Below are 19,461 nucleotides of genomic sequence, written 5' to 3'. Positions count from 1 at the left end.
CTGGGGGAAGGCTGGGATGGGGGCAGCCACGTCCTCGAAGGCTGCGCGGCGGTGGAGGCCGCCGTGCCCCCACCCCTGCCCTCCCCCAGCGGGGGAGGGTGAAAGTCAAGTCACTCTTTCTTGCCGATACCCAGATAGGTATCGATGATCCGCTGGTCGTGCAGCAGGTCGCGCGCCTTGCCTTCGAGCGCCACGGCGCCCATTTCCAGCACATAGGCGCGGTCGGCCACCTGCAGCGCGGCGCGGGCGTTCTGTTCCACCAGCAGCACCGACACGCCGTGGCTGCGCAGCTGCGACACCACGCGCAGCACCTCGCGCACCACCAGCGGGGCGAGGCCGAGCGAAGGCTCGTCGAGCATCAGCAGGCGGGGCCGCGCCATCAGCGCGCGGCCGATGGCCAGCATCTGGCGCTCGCCGCCGGAGAGCGTCGATGCCATCTGCGCGCGGCGTTCTTTCAATCGCGGGAAGATGGCGAAGATCTCGTCCATGCGCGCACGCTGGTCGCGCTTGCCCTTGCGCCACTGGTAGAAGCCGCCGAGCAGCAGGTTGTCTTCGACCGACATCTCGCCGAACAGCTCGCGCCGCTCGGGCACCAGCGCGACGCCGCGCGACACCATGGTCTCGACGCTGGGGCGCGAGACGCGCTCGCCGTCGAGCAGCAGCTGGCCGGTGGAAGGCAGCAGCCCCATGGCCGCGCACAGCAGCGTGGTCTTGCCGGCGCCGTTGGGGCCGATCACGGTGACGATCTCGCCCTCGTTCACCTGCAGGCGCACGCTGTGCACCGCTTCAACGGTGCGGTAGGCGACGCAGAAGCCGTCGAGTTGAAGCAGGGGATGGCTCATCTTGCGTCTTCCAGCAATTCGTCGTCGGCACCGCCCAGGTAGGCTTCGAGCACGCGCGGGTTGGCCTGCACTTCGGCGGGCGTGCCGGTGGCGATGACGGTGCCGAACTCGAGCACCGTGATGCGGTCGGCGAGGTTCATCACGAATTCCATGTCGTGCTCCACCACCAGGATGCCGAGGCCCTCGGCGCGCAGCTGCGCGAGCAGTTCCGAGAGGGCGCGCTTCTCCAGGTGGCGCAGGCCGGCGGCAGGCTCGTCGAGCAGCAGCACCGAGGGTTGTCCGGCGAGCGCACGGGCGATCTCCACCACGCGCTGCTGCCCGAGCGAGAGCGACGCCGCGGGCGTGTCGGCATGCGCGCCGAGGCCGCAGCGTTCGATCTGCCTGCGGGCCTCGGCCATCAGGGCGGCCTCTTCGGCGCGGTCCAGGCGCAGCATGGCCGACAGCCAGCCGCACCTGGCACGCAGGTGGGCGCCGAGCGCCACGTTCTCGACCACGCTGCGCTGGCCGAGCAGCCGCACGTGCTGGAAGGTGCGGCCCAGGCCCAGCGAGGCGAAGGCGCGCGAGGGCTTGCCCGACATGGGCTGGCCGACCAACCGCACTTCGCCGGTGGTCGGGTCGTCCACGCCCGAGATCATGTTGAAGAAGGTGCTCTTGCCGGCCCCGTTGGGCCCGATCAGCGCATGCACCTCGCCGGCCTTCAGCGTCATCGAGATGTCGTTGTTGGCCACCAGGCCGCCGAAGCGCTTGCTCACGCCGTCGGCCTGCAGCAGCAGCGTGCCGGCGGCGGGCACCGCGCGCTGCGCGAGCTGTACCGTGGTCGATGCGGCAGGGCCGGCACCTGCGGCGCGCGGCACTTCGCGCACCCAGCGGCGCGACAGCCGAGCGAGCGTGGGCCACAGGCCGTCCGCGAAGCGCTGCAGAACGAACAGCATCAGCAGGCCGAACACCACCACCTCGAAGTTGCCGCTGGTGCCCAGCAGCGCGGGCAGAACGTCCTGCAGCTTCTCCTTGAGCAGCGTGATCAGCGTGGCGCCCAGCACTGCGCCCCACAGGTGGCCCGCGCCGCCGACCACCGCCATGAACAGCATCTCGATGCCGATGTTCAGGTTGAAGGGCGTCGGGTTCACGAAGCGCTGCATGTGCGCATAGAGCCAGCCCGAGATGGCAGCGAGCAGTGCAGCCAGCACGAAGAGCTTGATGCGGTGGCGCGCGGTGTCCACGCCCATCGACTCGGCCATCAGCCGGCCGCCCTTGAGTGCGCGGATGGCGCGGCCCTCGCGCGAGTCGAGCAGGTTGTGCATGGCCCACAGCGCGAGCAGGAGCACGGCCCAGATCACCACGCCCAGCATGCGCGGCGTGGCGAAGGAGACGCCAGCCACCACCAGCGGCGGAATGCCGGTGATGCCGGTCTGGCCGCCGAGGAACTCCATGTTGCCCAGCAGGAAGTACAGGCTCAGGCCCCAGGCGATGGTGCACAGCGGCAGGTAGTGGCCAGAGAGCTTGAGCGTGACCGCGCCGAGCGTCCACGCCAGCGCGAAGGTCAGCACCAGCCCGAGCAGCAGGCCCAGCCACGGCACCAGCGCGGAGCCTGCGAGGCCGCCGAGCCAGCCGGCGGCCGTGGGCGAGGTGCAGATCCAGGCGGTGGCGTATGCGCCCATGCCGACGAAGGCGGCCTGGCCGAAGGAGGTCATGCCGCCCACGCCCGTCAGCAGCACCAGTCCGACCGCGACCAGCGCGTACAGGCCGATGTTGCTGAGCACGCTGACGGTGAACTCGGGCAGCCAGCCCCAGGCCAGCGCGAGCGCGACGATGAAGACGAGGGTGAGCACGCGCGGCGTCACGAGCGGGCGGCCCTCGGGCACGGCGTTCGCGGCGGTGGATGCGGTTGGGGATGAAGACGACGGGTTCATTCCTCGTCCTCCACGTGATGGCTGTTCAGCGAGCGCCACAGGAGCACCGGGATGATCAGGGTGAAGACCAGCACTTCCTTGTACGCGCTGGCCCAGAAGGAAGAGAAGGCCTCCAGCAGGCCGACCAGCAGCGCGCCCGCGAGCGCCAGCGGATAGCTCGCGAGCCCGCCGACGATGGCGGCCACGAAGCCCTTCAGGCCGATGAGGAAGCCGGTGTCGTAGTAGACCGTGGTGATCGGTGCGATCAGCAGGCCCGAGATGGCGCCGATCACTGCCGCCAGCGCGAAGCTCAGGTCGCCCGAGAGCTCGGTGGGAATGCCCGACAGCCGTGCGCCCACGCGATTGATGGCGGTGGCGCGCAGCGCCTTGCCGACCATCGAGCGGCCGAAGAACCAGAACATCGCGATCACCAGCACCAGCGTGACGCCGACCACCACCAGCGACTGGCCGTTGACCGGAATGCCGCCGAGGTCGAAGCGCGCTTCCGAGAACGCGCTGGTGCGCGAGCCCTCGGCGCCGAAGAAGAAGAGGCCGAGGCCCACGAGCACGCCATGCAGCGCCACCGACACGATCAGCAGCATCAGCACGCTGGCATCGGCCAGCGGGCGATAGGCGACGCGATACAGCAGCGGACCCAGCGGCGCGATCAGCACCAGCGTGGCGAGCGACTGCATCGCGAGAGAGGTGGGCTTGAAGCCGAGAATCAGCACCGCCGCGATGGCCGGGAAGGCCACGCACCAGGTCAGGGCCGAGCGCCAGTCGACGGTGGCGCCGCGCTTCCAGCGCCAGGCCTCCACCACCAGCACGATCACGGCCAGCGCCAGCAGCAGCCACAGCGTGGAGGGCGCCCGCCCGCCCTGCAGCGCGGCCATCGACAGCGCACCGAAGGCGACGAACTCGCCCTGCGGGATGAAGATCACGCGCGTGACCGAAAACACCAGCACCAGCGCGAGCGCCATCAGTCCGTAGACCGCGCCGTTCACGATGCCGTCCTGCCCGAGCAACAGGGCGATCTGCAAATCCATAAAACAACCTTCGGGCGTCGCCCGTGACTCAGTTCAGGAACACCGAGGAACCGGCTCTGCCGGGCCTCTGGTGTTGCCCCCGGTAGGGGGTGGGAGAAGCGACACGAAGTGCGCGGAGCCTGGGGGCGAGCTTATGGTTGGTATTTCCAGGCGCCGTTCTCGATGCGCACCATCACGCGTGCGCGCTGGTCCAGGCCCAGGTGGTCCTGTACGGTCATGTTGAACACGCCGTGCGCGCCGGCCACTTCCTTGGTCTGCTCCAGCGCGTCGCGCAGTGCGGCGCGGAACTCGGGCGTGCCGGGCTGGGCCTTCTTCAGCGCGACGGGCACGGCCGAGCTCATCAGCAGGCCGGCGTCCCAGGCGTGGCCGCCGAAGGTCGAGACCGAGCCCTTGCCGTAGGCGGCTTCATAGGCGGACACGTAGGCGAGCGCGGACTTCTTCACGGGGTTGCTGGCGGGCAGCTGGTCGGCCACGAGCACCGGGCCTGCGGGCAGGAAGGTGCCTTCCACGTCCTTGCCGCCCACGCGCAGGAAGTCGGCGTTGGCCACGCCGTGGGTCTGGTACATCTTGCCGGTGTAGCCGCGTTCCTTCAGCGTCTTCTGCGGCAGCGCGGCCGGCGTGCCGGAGCCGGCGACGAGCACCGCGTCGGGCTTGGCGGCCATGATCTTCAGGGCCTGGCCGGTCACCGAGGTGTCGGTGCGGGCATAGCGCTCGTTGGCCACGATCTTGATCTTCTTCAGGTCGGCGGCCTTGGCGAACTCCTGCGACCAGCCTTCGCCGTACGCGTCGGAGAAACCGATGAAGGCGACGGTCTTCACGCCGTTGGCGGCCATGTGCTCGGCGATGGCCAGCGACATCATGATGTCGTTCTGCGGCGTCTTGAACACCCACTTCTTCTTGGCGTCCATCGGCTCGATGATGCGCGCCGACGCGGCCACCGAGATCATCGGCGTCTGCGCCTCGGCGGCCACGTCGATCATGGCGAGCGAGGCCGGCGTGGTGGTCGAGCCCAGGATCACGTCGACCTTGTTCTCCGCGATGAGCTTGCGCGTGTTGTTGACGGCCGCGGTGGTGTCGGAGGCATCGTCCAGCACGATGTAGTTGATCTTCTGCCCGCCGATCGTCTTGGGCATCAGCGAGATGGTGTTCTTCTCGGGGATGCCCAGCGAGGCTGCCGGGCCCGTGGCCGAGATGGTCACGCCGACGTTGACGTCGGCCCAGGCCGCGAGGGCCGAGGCGCACAGGGCGACGGTCAGCAGGGGCTTGAAGAATTTCATGGTTGGCTTGTCTCCGGGTTGAAAATCGATTGAGGCCTGAAGTATCTCCGTTGCAGGTGTCTTTTTCAGGGCACCGGTGGAGCCGGCTTTGCCGGGCCACCGGGTGCGCCCCCTTGAGGGGGGATCCGAAGCGACACGAAGTGCGCGGAGATTCAGGGTTGGATTCATCTTTCAGCGCTCGTCGAACGACAGCGTGACGCGTTCGGTCAGGGGGTGCGCCTGGCAGGTCAATACGAAACCCGCGGCGACTTCATTCTTGTCGAGCGCGAAGTTTCTTTCCATGCGGACTTCCCCGTCCACGCACTTCGCGCGGCATGTTCCGCACACGCCCGAGGTGCACGAGAAGGGCACCTCGAGCCCCGCGGCCGATGCCGCGTCGAGGATGCTGGGCTGCCCTTCGGTGAAGGTGATCTCGCGCTGCAGGCCGTCGCGCACGATGACGATGCGCGCCTGCTTCGCATCGCCGGGCTGGGCCTCGTGCACCACCGCGCCCACCTGGCTGGCCGAAGGCAGCGCGACGCCGAAGCGCTCGATGTGGATGCGGTCTTCCGGCACGCCGGCTGCCAGCAGCGCGGCCTCGGCCTCGTCGTTCATCTGGAATGGGCCGCACACGTAGACGTGGTCGATGTCCGCGGCAGGCACCACGCTCGCGAGGAACTCGCCGATCTTCTCGCGGTTCATCACGCCGAAGCCCAGCGGCGAATCGGTGTGCTCGTCGGAGAACACATGCTGCAGCACGAGGCGCGTCATGTAGCGGTTCTTCAGGTCCTCGATCTCTTCCTTGAACATCGTGGACTGCAGCTGGCGGTTGCCGTAGATCAGCGTGAAGCGGCTGTGCGGCTCGCGCGCCAGCACCGTCTTCATGATCGACAGGATGGGCGTGATGCCGCTGCCGCCCGCGATGCCGACGTGGTGGCGCGCCGCCTCCGGCTCGATGGGCACGAAGAAGCGGCCCTGCGGCGCCATCACCTGGATGGCATCCCCGGGCTTGAGGCTGGCGTTGATCCAGTTGGAGAACACGCCGCCGCGCACCTTGCGCACGCCGACGCGCAGCTCGCCGTCGTCGAGGCCGGCGCAGATCGAATAGGAGCGGCGAAGGTCCTGGCCGTCGATCTCGTGGCGCAGCGTGAGGTACTGGCCCTGCGTGAAGCCGAAGACCTGCTGCAGGTCGGCCGGCACCTCGAAGGAGACGATGACGGCCTCGGCGGTGTCGGGCTCGATGGCCTTCACGCGCAGGGGATGGAAGAGGGTGCTCATCGCGGGGGGCGTCTCAGATGGGTTTGAAGTGTTCGAAAGGCTCCTTGCACGCCATGCAGCGATACAGGGCCTTGCATGCGGTGGAGCCGAATGCGGAAAGCCGCTCGGTGCGCTCGCTCGCGCAGCGCGGGCAGGCGATGCGCTCGCCGGCGATGCGGCCGAAGAGCCTGATGGGCACGGCGGTGCCCGCGGCCTGTTCGGCATTCAGGTGCGCGGGCGGCGCGATGCCGTAGGCCTTGAGCTTGGCGCGGCCCTCGTCGCTGATCCAGTCGCTGGTCCATGCGGGCGCTCGGCGCAGCGTGGCGCGCGCGCGGCCCAGGCCGGCCTGCTCGACGGCGGCGAGCACGTCGTGCTCGATGGCCTCGGTGGCGGGGCAGCCGGAGTAGGTCGGCGTGAGCACGATCTCCAGGCCGTCGTCGTGCTCGATCACCTCGCGCACGATGCCCAGGTCGCACACCGACACGGCCGGCACCTCCGGATCGGGCACGTTGCGCAGCACGGCCCATGCCGCGTCGACGCGCGAGGCCAGTGCGTTCATCACCACACGCCTCCGGGATAGGTGCGCTGCAGGTGCTGCATCTCGGCGAGGATGTAGCCCATGTGCTCGCTGTGCACGCCGTGCTTGCCGGTGCTGCGGAAGGCGGCTTCCTTCGGCATGGCGAGGCCGGCCGCGTCCAGCACCTGCTGCATCTCGGCGAGCCAGGGTTCGCGCAGCTCGCTCCATGCGGGGCCGAGGCCGCTGGCGCTGGCCGCGGCATCCACCTCGTCGCTGAAGAAGAGCTCGGGCATGTAGAGCCACAGCTGCTTCAGCGCCTTCTCGGTGCGGCGGCGCGATTCGTCGGTGCCGTCGCCCAGGCGCACCACCCAGTCGCCAGAATGCTGCTGGTGGTAGCGCGCTTCCTTCAGCGCCTTGCCGGCGATGGCTGCCACCTCGGGGTCGTTCGAGGCCGCCAGGCGCTGCCACAGCAGCTTGAGCAGCGTCGACACCATGGTGTTGCGCACGACAGCGAAGGCGAAGTCGCCGCGCGGCAGTTCGGCGATGGTGAGGTTGAAGTAGTCGCGCTCGTCGCGCAGGTAGGCGAGCTGGTCCTCGTCGTGCTCGCGGCCGGTGCCTTCGAGCTTGCCGGCGTGCGTGAGCAGCGCGCGGGCCTGGCCGACGAGGTCGAGCGCGATGTTGGCCATCGCGATGTCTTCCTCCAGCACGGGCGCGTGGCCGCACCATTCGCCCAGGCGCTGCGCCAGCACCAGGCAGGTGTCGCCGATGCGCAGCAGGTATTGCACGGCGGGCGTGCGGTTCAGTTCGATGGATGCTTGCATGATGCTTCCGTCAATGGCCGCTCACATGTGGTCGACCGACTTGGGCAGGGCATAGAAGGTCGGGTGGCGGTACACCTTGTCTTCGGCCGGATCGAAGTACATGTCCTTCTCGCCGGGGTCGCTGGCCACGATCTGGTCGGAGCGCACCACCCAGATGCTGCTGCCTTCCTGGCGGCGGGTGTAGACGTCGCGCGCCATCTGGATCGCCATCTTCGGGTCGGCCGCATGCAGGCTGCCGCAGTGCTTGTGGTCCAGGCCCGCCTTGCTGCGCACGAACACCTCCCACAGAGGCCATTCCTGTTTCGCTTCGGTGCTCATGCTGCTTCCTTGATCGGTTGATGTTGCTTGTTGGCGTGGGCGAGCGCGGCTTCGCGCACCCATGCGCCGTCTTCCCAGGCGTCGACGCGGGCCTGCAGGCGTTCACGGTTGCAGGGGCCGTCGCCGCCGATCACGCGCCAGAACTCGCTCCAGTCGATGGCGCCGAAGTCGTGCGCCTGGCGCTCCTCGTTCCACTTGAGGTCGGGGTCGGGCAGGGTCACGCCGAGGATGCGGGCCTGCTCCACGGTGGCGTCGACGAACTTCTGGCGCAGCTCGTCGTTGCTGAAGCGCTTGATGCCCCAGCGCATCGACTGCGCGCTGTTGGGCGACTGGTCGTCCGGCGGGCCGAACATCATGATCGAGGGCCACCACCAGCGGTTGACCGCGTCCTGCACCATGGCCTTCTGCGCCTCGGTGCCGTGGGTCATCATGGTCAGCAGCGACTCGTAGCCCTGGCGCTGGTGGAAGCTCTCCTCGCGGCAGATGCGGATCATGGCGCGCGCATAGGGCGCGTACGAGCAGCGGCAGATCGGCACCTGGTTCATGATGGCCGCGCCGTCCACCAGCCAGCCGATGGTGCCCATGTCGGCCCAGGTCAGCGTGGGGTAGTTGAAGATCGAGCTGTACTTGGCCTTGCCGCTGTGCAGCGCCTCGAACATCTGGTCGCGCGAGGTGCCCAGCGTCTCGGCCGCGGCATACAGGTAGAGGCCGTGGCCGCCCTCGTCCTGCACCTTGGCCAGCAGGATGGCCTTGCGCTTGAGCGTGGGCGCGCGGCTGATCCAGTTGCCCTCGGGCAGCATGCCGACGATCTCGGAGTGCGCATGCTGGCTGATCTGGCGCACCAGTGTCTTGCGGTAGTGCTCGGGCATCCAGTCCTTCGCCTCGATGAATTCGCCGGCGTCGATCTGCGCGTCGAAGCGTTCCTCGAGGCGCATCTCATCTGCGGAGCGCACGGCCTTCTTGCCGTCGCCCGCGTCCTTGCCCATGGTGTCCATTGCCTGGGTGTACATGTGCGTGTCCTTTCGGTCGGTGTTGGTAGTGGCTGGTCTCAGCGCGGGCGCGTGTCGATCACGCGGCGCGCCTTGCCGGTCTGGGTGCGTTCCATCTCGTCGGGGCCGTGCACCACCACGCGGGTGGAGATGCCGATGAGCGTCTTCACGCGGTGCTGCAGCCAGTCGCCGATGGCCGTGCGGTCGGCCGAGGTGGCGTCGGCGGGCTTGAGCTCGCAGTGGATCTCGACCTGGTCGAGCTTGTCGGCGCGGCTCACGTGAACCTGGTAGAGGCCCGAGAGCGCCTGGTGCGCGAGCACGATCTCCTCCACCTGCGTGGGGAAGACGTTGACGCCGCGGATGATCATCATGTCGTCGCTGCGCCCGACGATCTTGCCCATGCGGCGGAACGAGCGCGAGGTGGGCGGCAGGAGGCGCGTGAGGTCGCGCGTGCGGTAGCGCACGATCGGCATGGCCTCCTTGCTCAGCGAGGTGAAGACGAGCTCGCCTTCCTCGCCGTCGGCCTTCAGCTCGCCGGTCTCGGGGTCGATGATCTCGGGGTAGAAGTGGTCTTCCCAGATCACGGGGCCGTCCTTGCTCTCCACGCATTCGCTGGCGACGCCCGGGCCCATCACTTCGCTGAGGCCGTAGATGTCGACCGCGTCGATGCCGGCGCGGGCCTCGATGTCGCGGCGCATCGCCTCGGTCCATGGCTCGGCGCCGAAGATGCCGACCTTGAGCGAGCTCTCCTTCGGATCGAGCCCCTGGCGCTCGAACTGCTCGATGATCACCTGCATGTAGCTGGGCGTGACCATGATGATGTTCGGCTTGAAGTCCTGGATGAGCTGCACCTGCTTCTCGGTCTGGCCGCCCGACATGGGGATGACGGTGCAGCCCGCGCGCTCGGCACCGTAGTGCGCGCCCAGGCCGCCGGTGAAGAGGCCGTAGCCGTACGACACGTGCACCATGTCGCCGGGCCGTCCGCCCGCGGCGCGGATGGAGCGGGCGACGAGGTCGGCCCAGGTGTCGATGTCCTTGAGGGTGTAGCCCACCACGGTCGGCTTGCCGGTGGTGCCCGACGATGCATGGATGCGTGCCACCTTCTCGCGCGGCACGGCGAACATGCCGAAGGGGTAGTTGTCGCGCAGGTCGCTCTTCACCGTGAACGGGAACTTCGACAGGTCGGCCAGCGACTTCAGGTCGTCCGGGTGCACGCCCTTGGCGTCGAAGGCCTTGCGGTAGTGCGGCACGTTCTCGTAGGCGCGCTGCAGCGTGGCGCGCAGGCGTGCGAGCTGCAGCGCGGCGATCTCGTCGCGGCTGGCGGTTTCGATGGGATCGAGCTCGCCGGGGGCGGGGCGCTTGACTGTCATGGTGTGTTGTCTCCTCAGGCGGCTGCAGCGGCAGGCGGAACGGCCGGGCGGCCCTTGGCGGTGTAGGAGCGGCCGCGGAAGATCGCGATGCGCTCGCCGCGCTGGTTGGTGATTTCGGTGTCGTACACGCCGGTGCGGCCGGCCTTCGACACCTCGTGGCAGCGCGCGGTGAGCACGTCGCCTTCACGCGCGGGGGCGATGAAGTCGATGGCGAAGCCCGAGGCCACGGTCAGCTCGTCGTACGAGTTGCAGGCGAAGGCGAAGGTGGAGTCGGCCAGCGTGGCCATGAAGCCGCCGTGGCAGATCGCGTGGCCGTTGAGCATGTCGGGGCGCACGCGCATCTCGATGGTGGCCTGGCCGGGGCCGACCTCCACGATGCGCATGCCCAGGCCCTTGCTGGCGTTGTCGTTGGCGAACATGCCGTCGCGGACGTATTCGGCCGTCTGCTGGGGCGTGCGTTGCTGGTTGTTGTTGGTCATGGCTTCAGCGGTCCTTGAAGACGGGTGCGCGCTTGGCGCGGAAGGCCTCGACGCCTTCGCGGTAGTCGTCGGCACTGCCCATCTCGCGCTGGATGCGGGCTTCCTCGGCCAGGGCCGCGCCCAGGTCCATGTGCTGCGCGGCGGCCAAGGCCTCGCGGGTGGCGACCAGGGCGCGCGTGGGCATGCCGGCAAGCTTCGATGCGAGCGCGGCCGCCGTTTCGGCGAGCGCTGCGTCGTCCACGCACTGCCAGATCAGGCCGATGCGCGCGGCTTCCTCGGCGGGCAGCTTGTCGCCCAGCATCGCGATGCCCAGCGCGCGCGCCGAACCGACCAGGCGCGGCAGCAGCCAGGTGCCGCCGGTGTCGGGCACGAGGCCGATCTTGGTGAAGGCCTGGATGAAGCTGGCCGAGCGCGCGGCCACCACGAGGTCGCAGCACAGCGCGAGGTTCGCGCCCGCGCCGGCGGCCACGCCGTTGACGGCAGCGATCACCGGCACCGGCATCGAGCGCAGGCGTGCGACCAGGGGGGCGTAGTAGGCAGAGATGACGTGGCCCAGATCCTTGGGCGCGGCGCCGGGCGTCGGGTCGGGTGCGACCGACGGGTCGGCCAGGTCCTGACCCGCGCAGAAGGCGCGGCCGGCACCCGTGAGCACCACGCAGCGCACGCTCGCGTCGTTCGCCGCGGCTTCCAGCTCCGCCATCAGCGCTTCATGCAGTTGGGTCGTGAAGCTGTTGAGGGCAGCCGGCCGGTTGAGGCTCAGCGTGCGGACGGCGCCGGCGTTGCTGGTGAGTACCAAAGGCTCAGTCATCGCTTGTCTCTTTCATCCTTTGTGGGTACGGGCCGGCGTGCAAACACTATTGACCGACCGTTCGGTTGATTTTAGGATCGACCCGGACAACGGCACAAGCAGGGTTGATTCAGGGCAAACCCTGATACCCGCGACAAGCCAGGCAAGAAGGAGACAGAGCGAATGCCCAGCTATTCCATCGACGGCGTGATCCCGGTCGTCGACCCGAGCGCCTACGTGCATCCCACGGCCGTGCTGATCGGCGACGTGATCGTCGGCCCCCGCTGCTACGTGGGCCCCTGCGCCAGCCTGCGCGGCGACTTCGGCCGCATCGTGCTGGAGGAGGGCTCCAACGTGCAGGACCACTGCTGCATCCACGGCTTCCCGGACAACGACACCGTGGTGGAGGTCAACGGCCACATCGGCCACGGCGCGATCCTGCACAGCTGCATCGTGCGGCGCGACGCGCTGGTGGGCATGAACGCGGTGGTGATGGACGAGGCCGAGATCGGCGAGAAGGCCATCGTCGCGGCCTGCGCCTTCGTGCCTGCGGGCATGAAGGTGCCGACGCGCTCGCTCGCGGCGGGCATTCCCGCGAAGGTGAAGCGCGAGCTGAGCGACGACGAGATCGCCTGGAAGCTCGAAGGTACCCATACCTACCAGGCGCTCACGGTGCGCAGCCTCGCGAGCCTGCGCGAGGTGGAGCCGCTTTCCAGCGTGGAGAAGGATCGCCCGAGCCTGCCGGCCACCGACGTGCGTTCGCTCATCGCGACGAAGCGCGGCTGAACCCCGTCGAGCTTCGGGCAAGATCGCGCGTTGCCTTCAATCCAAACAACGAAGAACCGAGGAACACGAACCGATGCCGCGTGGAAGATCCGCCACCTACGAGGACCAGCGTGAATTCATCCTCGCGCAGGCCGCCCAGCTGTTCGCGCGCAGCGGCTATCCCGCCACCTCGATGAACCAGGTGGCCGAGGCCTGCGGCCTCTCGAAGGCCACGCTCTACCACTACTACAAGGACAAGAGCAGCCTGCTCATCAGCATCGCGGAGACGCACGTGTCGAAGCTCGCCGCTCTGGTGGCCGAGGAGGAAGCCTCGACGCACACCGACGAGGAGCGCCTGCGCCGCTTCATCTACCGCATCGTCGAGGAGTACGCCGGCGCGCAGGACGCGCACCGCGTGCTGACCGACGACGTGCGCTTTCTCGAAGAGGCCGACCGCGAGCGCGTGCTCGACAAGGAGCGCGAGGTGGTCGCGGGCTTCGCGCGCGCTGTGTCGGCCCTGCGCCCCGGCGCGCCCAGCGACGACCTTGCCAAGCCGCTGACCATGCTGCTCTTCGGCATGATCAACTGGATGTTCACCTGGATGAAGCCAGACGGCCGGCTCGACCACGCGGCCATCGCGCCGATCGTGGCCGACCTGTTCCTGGGCGGCATCGGGGCGGTGAAGTCGCCCGAGCCCCGGACAGCCCCGCGCGGCGCTAGAGAATCCGGTTGAACCAGAGCAGCGAGAGCCCGGCCGACAGCAGCGTCAGCACCGCGGCGCCCAGCGCGAAGAGCGCGGAGATCTCGGTTTCCTTCTTCTCCACCGTGAGCTTGGTGCTCAGCGTCTCGTAGACCTTCTTCAGGTCGTTCGCGGTGCCGGCGTAGAAGTATTCGGCGTTGGTCTTGTTGGCGATGGCCTTGAGCGTGTCCTCGTCGAGGCGCACGCGCATCGACCAGCCCTCGAAGCCGATGGTCTCGCCGTCGACCGTGCCCACGCCCACCGTGTAGATGCGAACGCCGCGGTCGGCGGCGGCCTTGGCCGCGTCCAGCGGATCGACGCCGGTGGTGCGCTGGCCGTCGGTCAGCATGATGATCGCGGCCGAGGTGAAGGAGCCGGGCGCCACGGGCGTGAAGTCCTTGAGCTTCTTCTCGTTCTGGTCGATGGCCGCGCCGCGCTGGCGGCTGGGCGAGCTGAACTGCTCGACGTCGATGCCCGCGTCGGGGAACAGCGTGGCCAGCGACACCACGATGGCGTTGCCGGTGGCGGTGGCGCGCTGCAGCTGGAAGCTGTCGATGGCGGTCACCAGGTCTTCATGGTTGGTGGTGGGCAGCTGCGCCACCTGCGCGCTGCCGGCGAAGGCGACGATGCCCACCTTCACGCTGCGCGGCAGGTCCTTGATGAAGCTCTTGGCCGCCTCCTGCGCCGCCACCAGCCTGTTGGGCTGAACGTCGGCCGCGCGCATGCTGCCCGAGACGTCCATCGCCAGGATGATGGTCTGCTGGTTCGAAGGCAGGACCACCACCGCCATCGGCCGCGCCGCGGCCACCAGCATCGCGGCCATGGCCAGCAGGAAGAGCAGGGGCGGCAGGTGCCGGCGAATGCTCTGCCCGGCGCCCATGGCCTCGCGCACGATCGACAGGCTGGCGTAGCGCACCGCGAGCTTCTTCTTGCGGCGCAGCAGCCACACGTAGAGCAGCACCAGCAGCGGCAGCGCCGCCAGCAGCCAGAGGAATTGGGGCCAGAGAAAAGTCATGCTGCCACCGCCTTCATGCCAGCCTGGCCGATGCGCGCGCGGCGCTTGCGCAGCTCGGCGAAACGGACGATCGCTTCCACCAGATCGTCGTTGGTCGAGAGTTCGAGCGCGTCGACGCCGGCCCGGGCCAGCGCCTCGCGCAATGCGGTCTCACGCTCGGCTGCGAGCCGGGCGAAGCGCTTGCGGAAACCCGCGTCATGGGTGTCGACCCACAGCTGTTCACCGGTCTCGGCATCGCGCAGCGGCACCAGGCCCAGGTCGGGCAGCTCCAGCTCGAGCGGATCGAACAGGCGCACCGCGACCACCTCGTGGCGCTGCACCAGCTGGCCCAGCGGGCGCTCCCAGCCGGGTTCGCTGAGGAAGTCGGACACCACGAACACCGTCGAGCGCCGGGGCATCAGCGTGGCGGCAGACTTGAGCAGGTCGGCCAGCCGCGTCATGCCCTTCTGCGTGGGCGCGGCCTCGGCCCTGGTGGCGCGTTTTTCCATCGCGTGCAGCAGGTGCAGCACGTGGCGCCGGCCGCTGCGCGGCGGAATCACGGCTTCGAGATCGCTGCCGTACACCAGCGCGCCCACCCGGTTGCCGTGCCGCGTGAGCAACCGCGCCAATACGCCGACGAAGCCTGCCGAAATCTCGCGCTTGGCCTTCAGGCCCGAGCCGAAGTCGACCGAGCGGCTGAGGTCGAGCACGAACCACGCGGCCATCTCGCGGTCTTCGGTGAACACGCGCACGTGCGGAACCTGCAGCCGCGCCGTGACGTTCCAGTCGATGTGGCGCACGTCGTCCTGGTGCTGGTATTCGCGCAGGTCGGCCAGGTCGAGGCCGGTGCCGCGCATCAGCGTGCGGTAGTCGCCCTGCAGCAGCCCGTCGAGCCGGCGTATCACGGTCCACTCGAGCCGGCGCAGCGCACGTTCCGCCCCGCCGGCCTCGATGGCGAGCCGGTCGTCGTTCGCGGCCGCGGGGGCCTTGCGCCACCAGCTTTTCATGCGATTCCAGGGAACGCCGCGGAACCGGCCTTGCCGGGCCGCAGGTGTCGACCCCTGCAAGAGGGTTGGCGAAGCGCCACGAAGTGCGCGAAGACCGGGGCTGCGCTCATGTCAGGCCACCAGCTTTTCATGTTCGAGCGGCTTGGGAGGAGCAGGGACCGCGCGCATGATCTTCTCGACCAGGCTGTCGGGCGTCAGCCCTTCGGACAGCCCCTCGTAGGAAAGCGTGACGCGGTGTCGCAGCACGTCGGGCACCAGCGCGGTCATGTCTTCCGGCAGCGCGTAGCTGCGTCCGCGCAGCAGGGCCAGGGCGCGCGCGCCCTCGGTCAGGCTGATGCTGGCGCGCGGGCTGGCGCCGAAGGTGATGAACCGGCGCAGGTCCTTGAGCCCATGTTTCTCGGGCGTGCGCGTGGCCGACACCAGCTTCACCGCGTACTGGATGAGCGAAGGGTCGACATACACGCGCCGGGCCTCGGCCTGCAGCGCGGCGAGCTGCTCGGTGGTGGCGACCGGCGTGGCGCTGACGGGCGCACCGATCACGCGCTGCACGATGACGAACTCTTCCTCGTCGGTGGGATAGTCGACCAGCACCTTCATCATGAAGCGGTCGACCTGCGCCTCGGGCAGCGGGTAGGTGCCCTCGGTCTCGATGGGGTTCTGCGTGGCCATCACGAGGAAGGGGCGGGGCACCTTGTGCGTCTCGCCGGCGATGGTGACCTGGCGCTCCTGCATCACCTCGAGCAGCGCGCTCTGCACCTTGGCCGGCGCGCGGTTGATTTCGTCGGCCAGCAGAAGGTTGGCGAACACCGGGCCCAGCGAGGTGCTGAAGTCGCCCGTCTTCTGGTTGTAGATGCGCGTGCCCACCAGGTCGGCCGGCACGAGGTCGGGCGTGAACTGGATGCGCTTGAACTGTCCGCGCACGGTGTCGGCCAGCGTCTTCACCGTGAGCGTCTTCGCCAGCCCCGGCACGCCTTCGACCAGCAGGTGCCCGCCCGCGAGCATGGCGACCATCACGCGCTCCAGGAAGCGGTCCTGGCCGACCACCACGCGCTTCACCTCATAAAGGATCTGCTCCATCAGTTCGGCCGTACCGGCGGTCGTGGGGGCTGCGGTGGTCTCTGCTGTGCTCATGCGAAGGGCTTTCGAGAGGAAGGGAAGAGAAGAAGATCGGGAGCGTCAGAACGGCGGCGAACCTGCGGCCGAGGCCGCGTTCTCGATGGGCACCGCGAAGCCGATGCCGATGAAGGTGCGCTGCTGCGTGGGGTTGAGGATGGCGGTGACGATACCGAGCACCTCGCCGTCCATGTTGATGAGCGGCCCGCCGGAGTTGCCGGGGTTGGCCGCCGCGTCGAACTGGATCAGGTTGCCCAGCTCCTGCTTGCCCTCGGGCGAGCGGAACGAGCGCTTCAGGCCCGACACCACGCCGGCGGAGACGGACGGCCCGATGCCGAACGGAAAGCCCACCGCCGCCACCTGGTCGCCGGGGCGCAGGTCGGCCGTGGAGCGCATGGTGGCGGGGATCAGGTCGTCGGGAATCTTCTGCGCCTGCAGCACCGCGAGGTCGTTCTCGGGCTGCACGCCGGTGATGGTGGCTGGAGCCTCCAGGCCATCGAAGAAGGTCACCTTGATCTTGTCGGCGCCCGCGACCACGTGCAGGTTGGTGAGGATCACGCCCTTGTCGACGATCACCACGCCCGTGCCCACGCCGCGTTCGACCTCGCCCGGTCCGGCGCCGTCGTTGGGTGCCTCGGGCGGCTTGCCCTTGGCCATGTTGCGGCCGCGCTTCTGGATCTTGGCCTCGGGCGTGTTCTTCTCTTCGCCGTAGCTCACCACCCGCACCACCGAGGGCCGGATGATGTCGGCCGCCTTGGCCGCGGGAGAGGGCAGGGTGTTGGTCTGCAGCGTGCGCAGCACGGCCGCGTCGATGTCCTTCTGCGTGAGAACCCTGGCGCCGGGGCGGGGCACCCACAGCACGGCACCGGTGACCAGCGCGGCCGAGAGCACGATCAGCAGCGCGAAGCTGCGGCGGCCGGGCTGCCAGCCTGTTTTCTTGACGGGAGTGCCGGGAGGTACGGAGCCCGCGCCGACCGTGGCCGCTTCGGGCGAGGCCGGCGCATCCGCCCGTTCGGCCGCCTCGTCTGCGGCCGGTGGCTGCGTGCGGGGCGAACGGCTGTAGAAAGCGGGCCTGCGCATCGGAGTACCTCCGGCTTAAAAAATCGCAATCGCGTGTAGAGGAGTTCACAGTAGCACGCTTTCCGCGCCGGCGCATCCCATCGGGCATCATCGAGCGATGGCTACCTTCATCGATACCCACTGTCATCTGGACGCGCCCGAATTCGGTGCGGAGATGCCGGTGCTGCGCGTCCGCGCCGCCGAGCGCGGGGTCGCGATGTGCGTGATCCCGTCCGTGGCCGTCTCCAACTTCGCCACGGTGCGCGAGCTGGCCCATGTGCAGGGCGATGCCTATGCGCTGGGCATCCACCCGCTGTGCACCGGCGAGGCGAAGGACGAAGACCTGGAAGCCCTCGACGCCGAACTGGCCGCCCGACGCGACGACCCGAGGCTGGTGGCGGTCGGCGAGATCGGCCTGGACTACTTCGTGGAAGGGCTCGACGGCGAAAAGCAGGAGCGGTTCTTTCACACTCAGTTGCAACTGGCACGCAGGCACGGGTTACCCGTGCTCATCCACGTGCGGCGCTCGGTCGACAAGGTGCTCAAGCATCTGAGGCAGACGGCGGGCGGAAAGCCGTGGCAGGGCATCGCCCATGCCTTCAACGGCAGCGAGCAGCAGGCCGGCGCGTGCATCGAGCTCGGGCTGAAGCTCGGCTTCGGCGGTGCCGTGACTTTCGAGCGCGCCCTGCAGCTGCGGCGGCTGGTGTCGACGCTGCCGCTGGAGTCGATCGTGATGGAAACCGACGCGCCCGACATCCAGCCGCACTGGATCTACCGCACGCAGGCCCAGCGCGACGCCGGCGAGCCGCAGGGCCGCAACGAGCCGGCGCAGCTGCCGCGCATCGCCGAAGTGGTGGCCGGGCTGCGGGGCATCGGCATCGATGCGCTGGCCGAAGCGACCACTCGCAATGCGGTCCAGGCGCTGCCGAAGCTCCAAAGTCTGCTGTCCGCGTCGGATGGGCGGATATCCCCCGCGTAGGCGGATTTCCCGAGTTGCATCCAGGCGTGTCATCGGGCCCCTTTTGCTGTCATCCTTGAAGTTCGAAGTGGCGTTGGGTGTGCAGTGGCGCATCCGTCACTCCAATATTTCACTCAAAAAAGGAGCCTTTCCATGACCAAGTCCTTTGTTCGTACCGTTCCCGTCGTCATCGCCCTGGCGCTGGCATCCATCGGCGTGTCGGCCGTCGCGCAGACCGCCGCCACCACCACCGAGCCGACCACCACCGAGAAGGTGAAGGAAGCCGGCAAGGACGCGGTGAACGCCACCGAGCGCGGCGCGGAAAAGGCCTGGGACGCGACCAAGAGCACCACCAAGAAGGCCGTGAACGCCACCGAGCGCGGCACCAAGAAGGCCTGGAACGCGACCAAGCGCACCACCAAGAAGGCAACCAACGCCACCAAGACCGCAGCCGCGAAGACCGGCGACGCCGTCGAGAACGCCGGCCACAAGACGGCCGACGGCATGCGTTCCACCGGCAAGGCCATCGGCGAGAAGATCCCGGGCACGGCCGAGAACGAAGCCGCCAAGAAGTAAGTAAAAGAGAGGAACTCGGGCCGCTCCCGGACCTGTTCCAGGACGCTTGCGTCCCCCGCGAAAAACCCGCTTCGGCGGGTTTTTTCGTTACTCGCCCTGGCATATGCGCGACGGTGGCACGATTGCCGCCCATGAAGAAGGAATCCGTCTTGCCCTCGAACGGCGCCGTCGAGCCCGGCCTGGTGCTCACGGGACTTGCGCCCGTCGTGTCGCCGGCCACCGTCGTGCTGATCCTCGGCAGCTTCCCGGGAGTGAAGTCGCTCGAGCGGCAGCAGTACTATGCACACCCCCAAAACCAGTTCTGGAAGATCCTGCAAGCCGTGTGGCCCGACATTCCCCTTCCCTCGGGCGCCGACAGCTACGCGCAGCGCTGCCGCTGGCTGCTCGAACGCGGCCTGGGCGTGTGGGACGTGTATGCCTCCTGCGAGCGTGAGGGCAGCCTCGACTCGGCCATCCGTGCGCCGGTGGCGAACGACATCGCCGGCCTGCACCTGCCGAAGCTCGCGGCCATCGCGCACAACGGCGGCGAGAGCTTCAAGCATGCGCGCCACACCCGCACGCTGGGCGTGCCGGTCTACCAGCTGCCTTCCACCAGCCCCGCCAACGCGTCGTGGAGCTTCGAGCGCAAGCTCGCGGCCTGGCGCGAGGTGATGGCCGCCCACAAACTAGTCGCCTGAGC

The 19,461-nt window shown here is 68.6% G+C and carries 21 protein-coding genes; 5 read left to right on the top strand and 16 right to left on the bottom strand.

Annotation, left to right across the window (positions count from 1 at the left end):
• Window positions 1-110 precede the first annotated feature (110 nt).
• The 12 genes from FHY06_RS08180 to FHY06_RS08125 all read right to left on the bottom strand — a co-directional run bounded on the left by FHY06_RS08180 (window position 111) and on the right by FHY06_RS08125 (window position 11,592).
• Entirely contained in the window at window positions 111-842 is a 732-nt protein-coding gene (locus FHY06_RS08180) for an ABC transporter ATP-binding protein (protein WP_019654325.1), read from the bottom strand.
• Complete coding sequence (locus FHY06_RS08175; protein ID WP_184604400.1) at window positions 839-2,752, bottom strand: branched-chain amino acid ABC transporter ATP-binding protein/permease; 1,914 nt, start codon at window positions 2,750-2,752, stop codon at window positions 839-841. Before FHY06_RS08175 ends, FHY06_RS08180 begins: the two co-directional genes overlap by 4 nt.
• Window positions 2,749-3,777 carry a branched-chain amino acid ABC transporter permease gene (locus FHY06_RS08170; RefSeq protein WP_019654323.1) on the bottom strand — a complete coding sequence of 343 codons (1,029 nt, stop codon included), beginning with the start codon at window positions 3,775-3,777 and terminating at the stop codon, window positions 2,749-2,751. Before FHY06_RS08170 ends, FHY06_RS08175 begins: the two co-directional genes overlap by 4 nt.
• 131 nt (window positions 3,778-3,908) lie before the next feature.
• A complete protein-coding gene (locus FHY06_RS08165) occupies window positions 3,909-5,054 on the bottom strand; it encodes an ABC transporter substrate-binding protein (protein ID WP_184604398.1) in 1,146 nt (381 codons plus the stop codon).
• 171 nt (window positions 5,055-5,225) lie between these two features.
• Window positions 5,226-6,311, bottom strand: coding sequence for a 1,2-phenylacetyl-CoA epoxidase subunit PaaE (paaE, locus tag FHY06_RS08160; protein WP_019654321.1), 1,086 nt, complete (start codon window positions 6,309-6,311; stop codon window positions 5,226-5,228).
• A 13-nt stretch (window positions 6,312-6,324) separates the two neighbouring features.
• A complete protein-coding gene (gene paaD, locus FHY06_RS08155; RefSeq protein WP_019654320.1) occupies window positions 6,325-6,849 on the bottom strand; it encodes a 1,2-phenylacetyl-CoA epoxidase subunit PaaD in 525 nt (174 codons plus the stop codon).
• Window positions 6,849-7,628, bottom strand: a complete 780-nt coding sequence (paaC, locus tag FHY06_RS08150; RefSeq protein ID WP_019654319.1) for a 1,2-phenylacetyl-CoA epoxidase subunit PaaC — start codon at window positions 7,626-7,628, stop codon at window positions 6,849-6,851. Before paaC ends, paaD begins: the two co-directional genes overlap by 1 nt.
• 21 nt (window positions 7,629-7,649) lie before the next feature.
• Complete coding sequence (gene paaB / locus FHY06_RS08145) at window positions 7,650-7,946, bottom strand: 1,2-phenylacetyl-CoA epoxidase subunit PaaB (RefSeq protein ID WP_019654318.1); 297 nt, start codon at window positions 7,944-7,946, stop codon at window positions 7,650-7,652.
• Window positions 7,943-8,956 (bottom strand): 1,2-phenylacetyl-CoA epoxidase subunit PaaA, encoded by a 1,014-nt coding sequence (paaA, locus tag FHY06_RS08140; RefSeq protein WP_184604396.1) that lies wholly within the window; start codon window positions 8,954-8,956, stop codon window positions 7,943-7,945. The genes paaB and paaA overlap by 4 nt, the downstream gene beginning before the upstream one ends.
• A 38-nt stretch (window positions 8,957-8,994) precedes the next feature.
• A complete protein-coding gene (gene paaK, locus FHY06_RS08135; RefSeq protein ID WP_019654316.1) occupies window positions 8,995-10,305 on the bottom strand; it encodes a phenylacetate--CoA ligase PaaK in 1,311 nt (436 codons plus the stop codon).
• A gap of 14 nt (window positions 10,306-10,319) precedes the next feature.
• On the bottom strand, window positions 10,320-10,784 hold the full coding sequence (gene paaI, locus FHY06_RS08130) for a hydroxyphenylacetyl-CoA thioesterase PaaI (protein WP_184604394.1): 465 nt from the start codon (window positions 10,782-10,784) through the stop codon (window positions 10,320-10,322).
• Between the two features lie 4 nt (window positions 10,785-10,788).
• Complete coding sequence (locus tag FHY06_RS08125; protein ID WP_132752395.1) at window positions 10,789-11,592, bottom strand: enoyl-CoA hydratase-related protein; 804 nt, start codon at window positions 11,590-11,592, stop codon at window positions 10,789-10,791.
• A gap of 162 nt (window positions 11,593-11,754) precedes the next feature.
• Here FHY06_RS08125 and FHY06_RS08120 point away from each other — a divergent pair, with 162 nt between their 5' ends.
• Together FHY06_RS08120 and FHY06_RS08115 are read left to right on the top strand one after the other, a co-directional pair.
• Entirely contained in the window at window positions 11,755-12,357 is a 603-nt protein-coding gene (locus FHY06_RS08120; protein ID WP_184604392.1) for a phenylacetic acid degradation protein PaaY, read from the top strand.
• 73 nt (window positions 12,358-12,430) lie between these two features.
• Window positions 12,431-13,069 (top strand): TetR/AcrR family transcriptional regulator, encoded by a 639-nt coding sequence (locus FHY06_RS08115; RefSeq protein WP_019654312.1) that lies wholly within the window; start codon window positions 12,431-12,433, stop codon window positions 13,067-13,069.
• Here the strand turns inward: FHY06_RS08115 and FHY06_RS08110 are convergent.
• The 4 genes from FHY06_RS08110 to FHY06_RS08095 form a co-directional block, all read right to left on the bottom strand.
• Window positions 13,053-14,090: a VWA domain-containing protein gene (locus FHY06_RS08110; protein ID WP_019654311.1), complete on the bottom strand. Its 1,038-nt coding sequence runs from the start codon at window positions 14,088-14,090 to the stop codon at window positions 13,053-13,055. The genes FHY06_RS08115 and FHY06_RS08110 overlap by 17 nt on opposite strands.
• Entirely contained in the window at window positions 14,087-15,076 is a 990-nt protein-coding gene (locus FHY06_RS08105) for a DUF58 domain-containing protein (protein WP_019654310.1), read from the bottom strand. The genes FHY06_RS08110 and FHY06_RS08105 overlap by 4 nt, the downstream gene beginning before the upstream one ends.
• A 111-nt stretch (window positions 15,077-15,187) precedes the next feature.
• The gene (locus FHY06_RS08100) at window positions 15,188-16,207 is read right to left on the bottom strand and encodes an AAA family ATPase (RefSeq protein ID WP_184604390.1); all 1,020 of its coding nucleotides are present in this window, start codon (window positions 16,205-16,207) and stop codon (window positions 15,188-15,190) included.
• Between the two features lie 45 nt (window positions 16,208-16,252).
• Window positions 16,253-17,269 (bottom strand): S1C family serine protease, encoded by a 1,017-nt coding sequence (locus FHY06_RS08095; protein ID WP_184604389.1) that lies wholly within the window; start codon window positions 17,267-17,269, stop codon window positions 16,253-16,255.
• 97 nt (window positions 17,270-17,366) lie between these two features.
• Here FHY06_RS08095 and FHY06_RS08090 point away from each other — a divergent pair, with 97 nt between their 5' ends.
• From FHY06_RS08090 to FHY06_RS08080, 3 genes are all read left to right on the top strand, one after another.
• Entirely contained in the window at window positions 17,367-18,227 is an 861-nt protein-coding gene (locus tag FHY06_RS08090) for a TatD family hydrolase (protein WP_184604386.1), read from the top strand.
• A gap of 132 nt (window positions 18,228-18,359) precedes the next feature.
• The gene (locus tag FHY06_RS08085; protein WP_019654306.1) at window positions 18,360-18,782 is read left to right on the top strand and encodes a hypothetical protein; all 423 of its coding nucleotides are present in this window, start codon (window positions 18,360-18,362) and stop codon (window positions 18,780-18,782) included.
• Window positions 18,783-18,913: 131 nt separating this feature from the next.
• A complete protein-coding gene (locus FHY06_RS08080) occupies window positions 18,914-19,459 on the top strand; it encodes a DNA-deoxyinosine glycosylase (RefSeq protein WP_020723048.1) in 546 nt (181 codons plus the stop codon).
• Window positions 19,460-19,461 lie beyond the last annotated feature (2 nt).

Source organism: Variovorax atrisoli (assembly GCF_014195185.1).
In the GTDB taxonomy this organism is placed as follows: Bacteria; Pseudomonadota; Gammaproteobacteria; order Burkholderiales; family Burkholderiaceae_C; genus Variovorax; species Variovorax atrisoli.
This window is presented reverse-complemented; position numbering and strand designations above follow the sequence as displayed.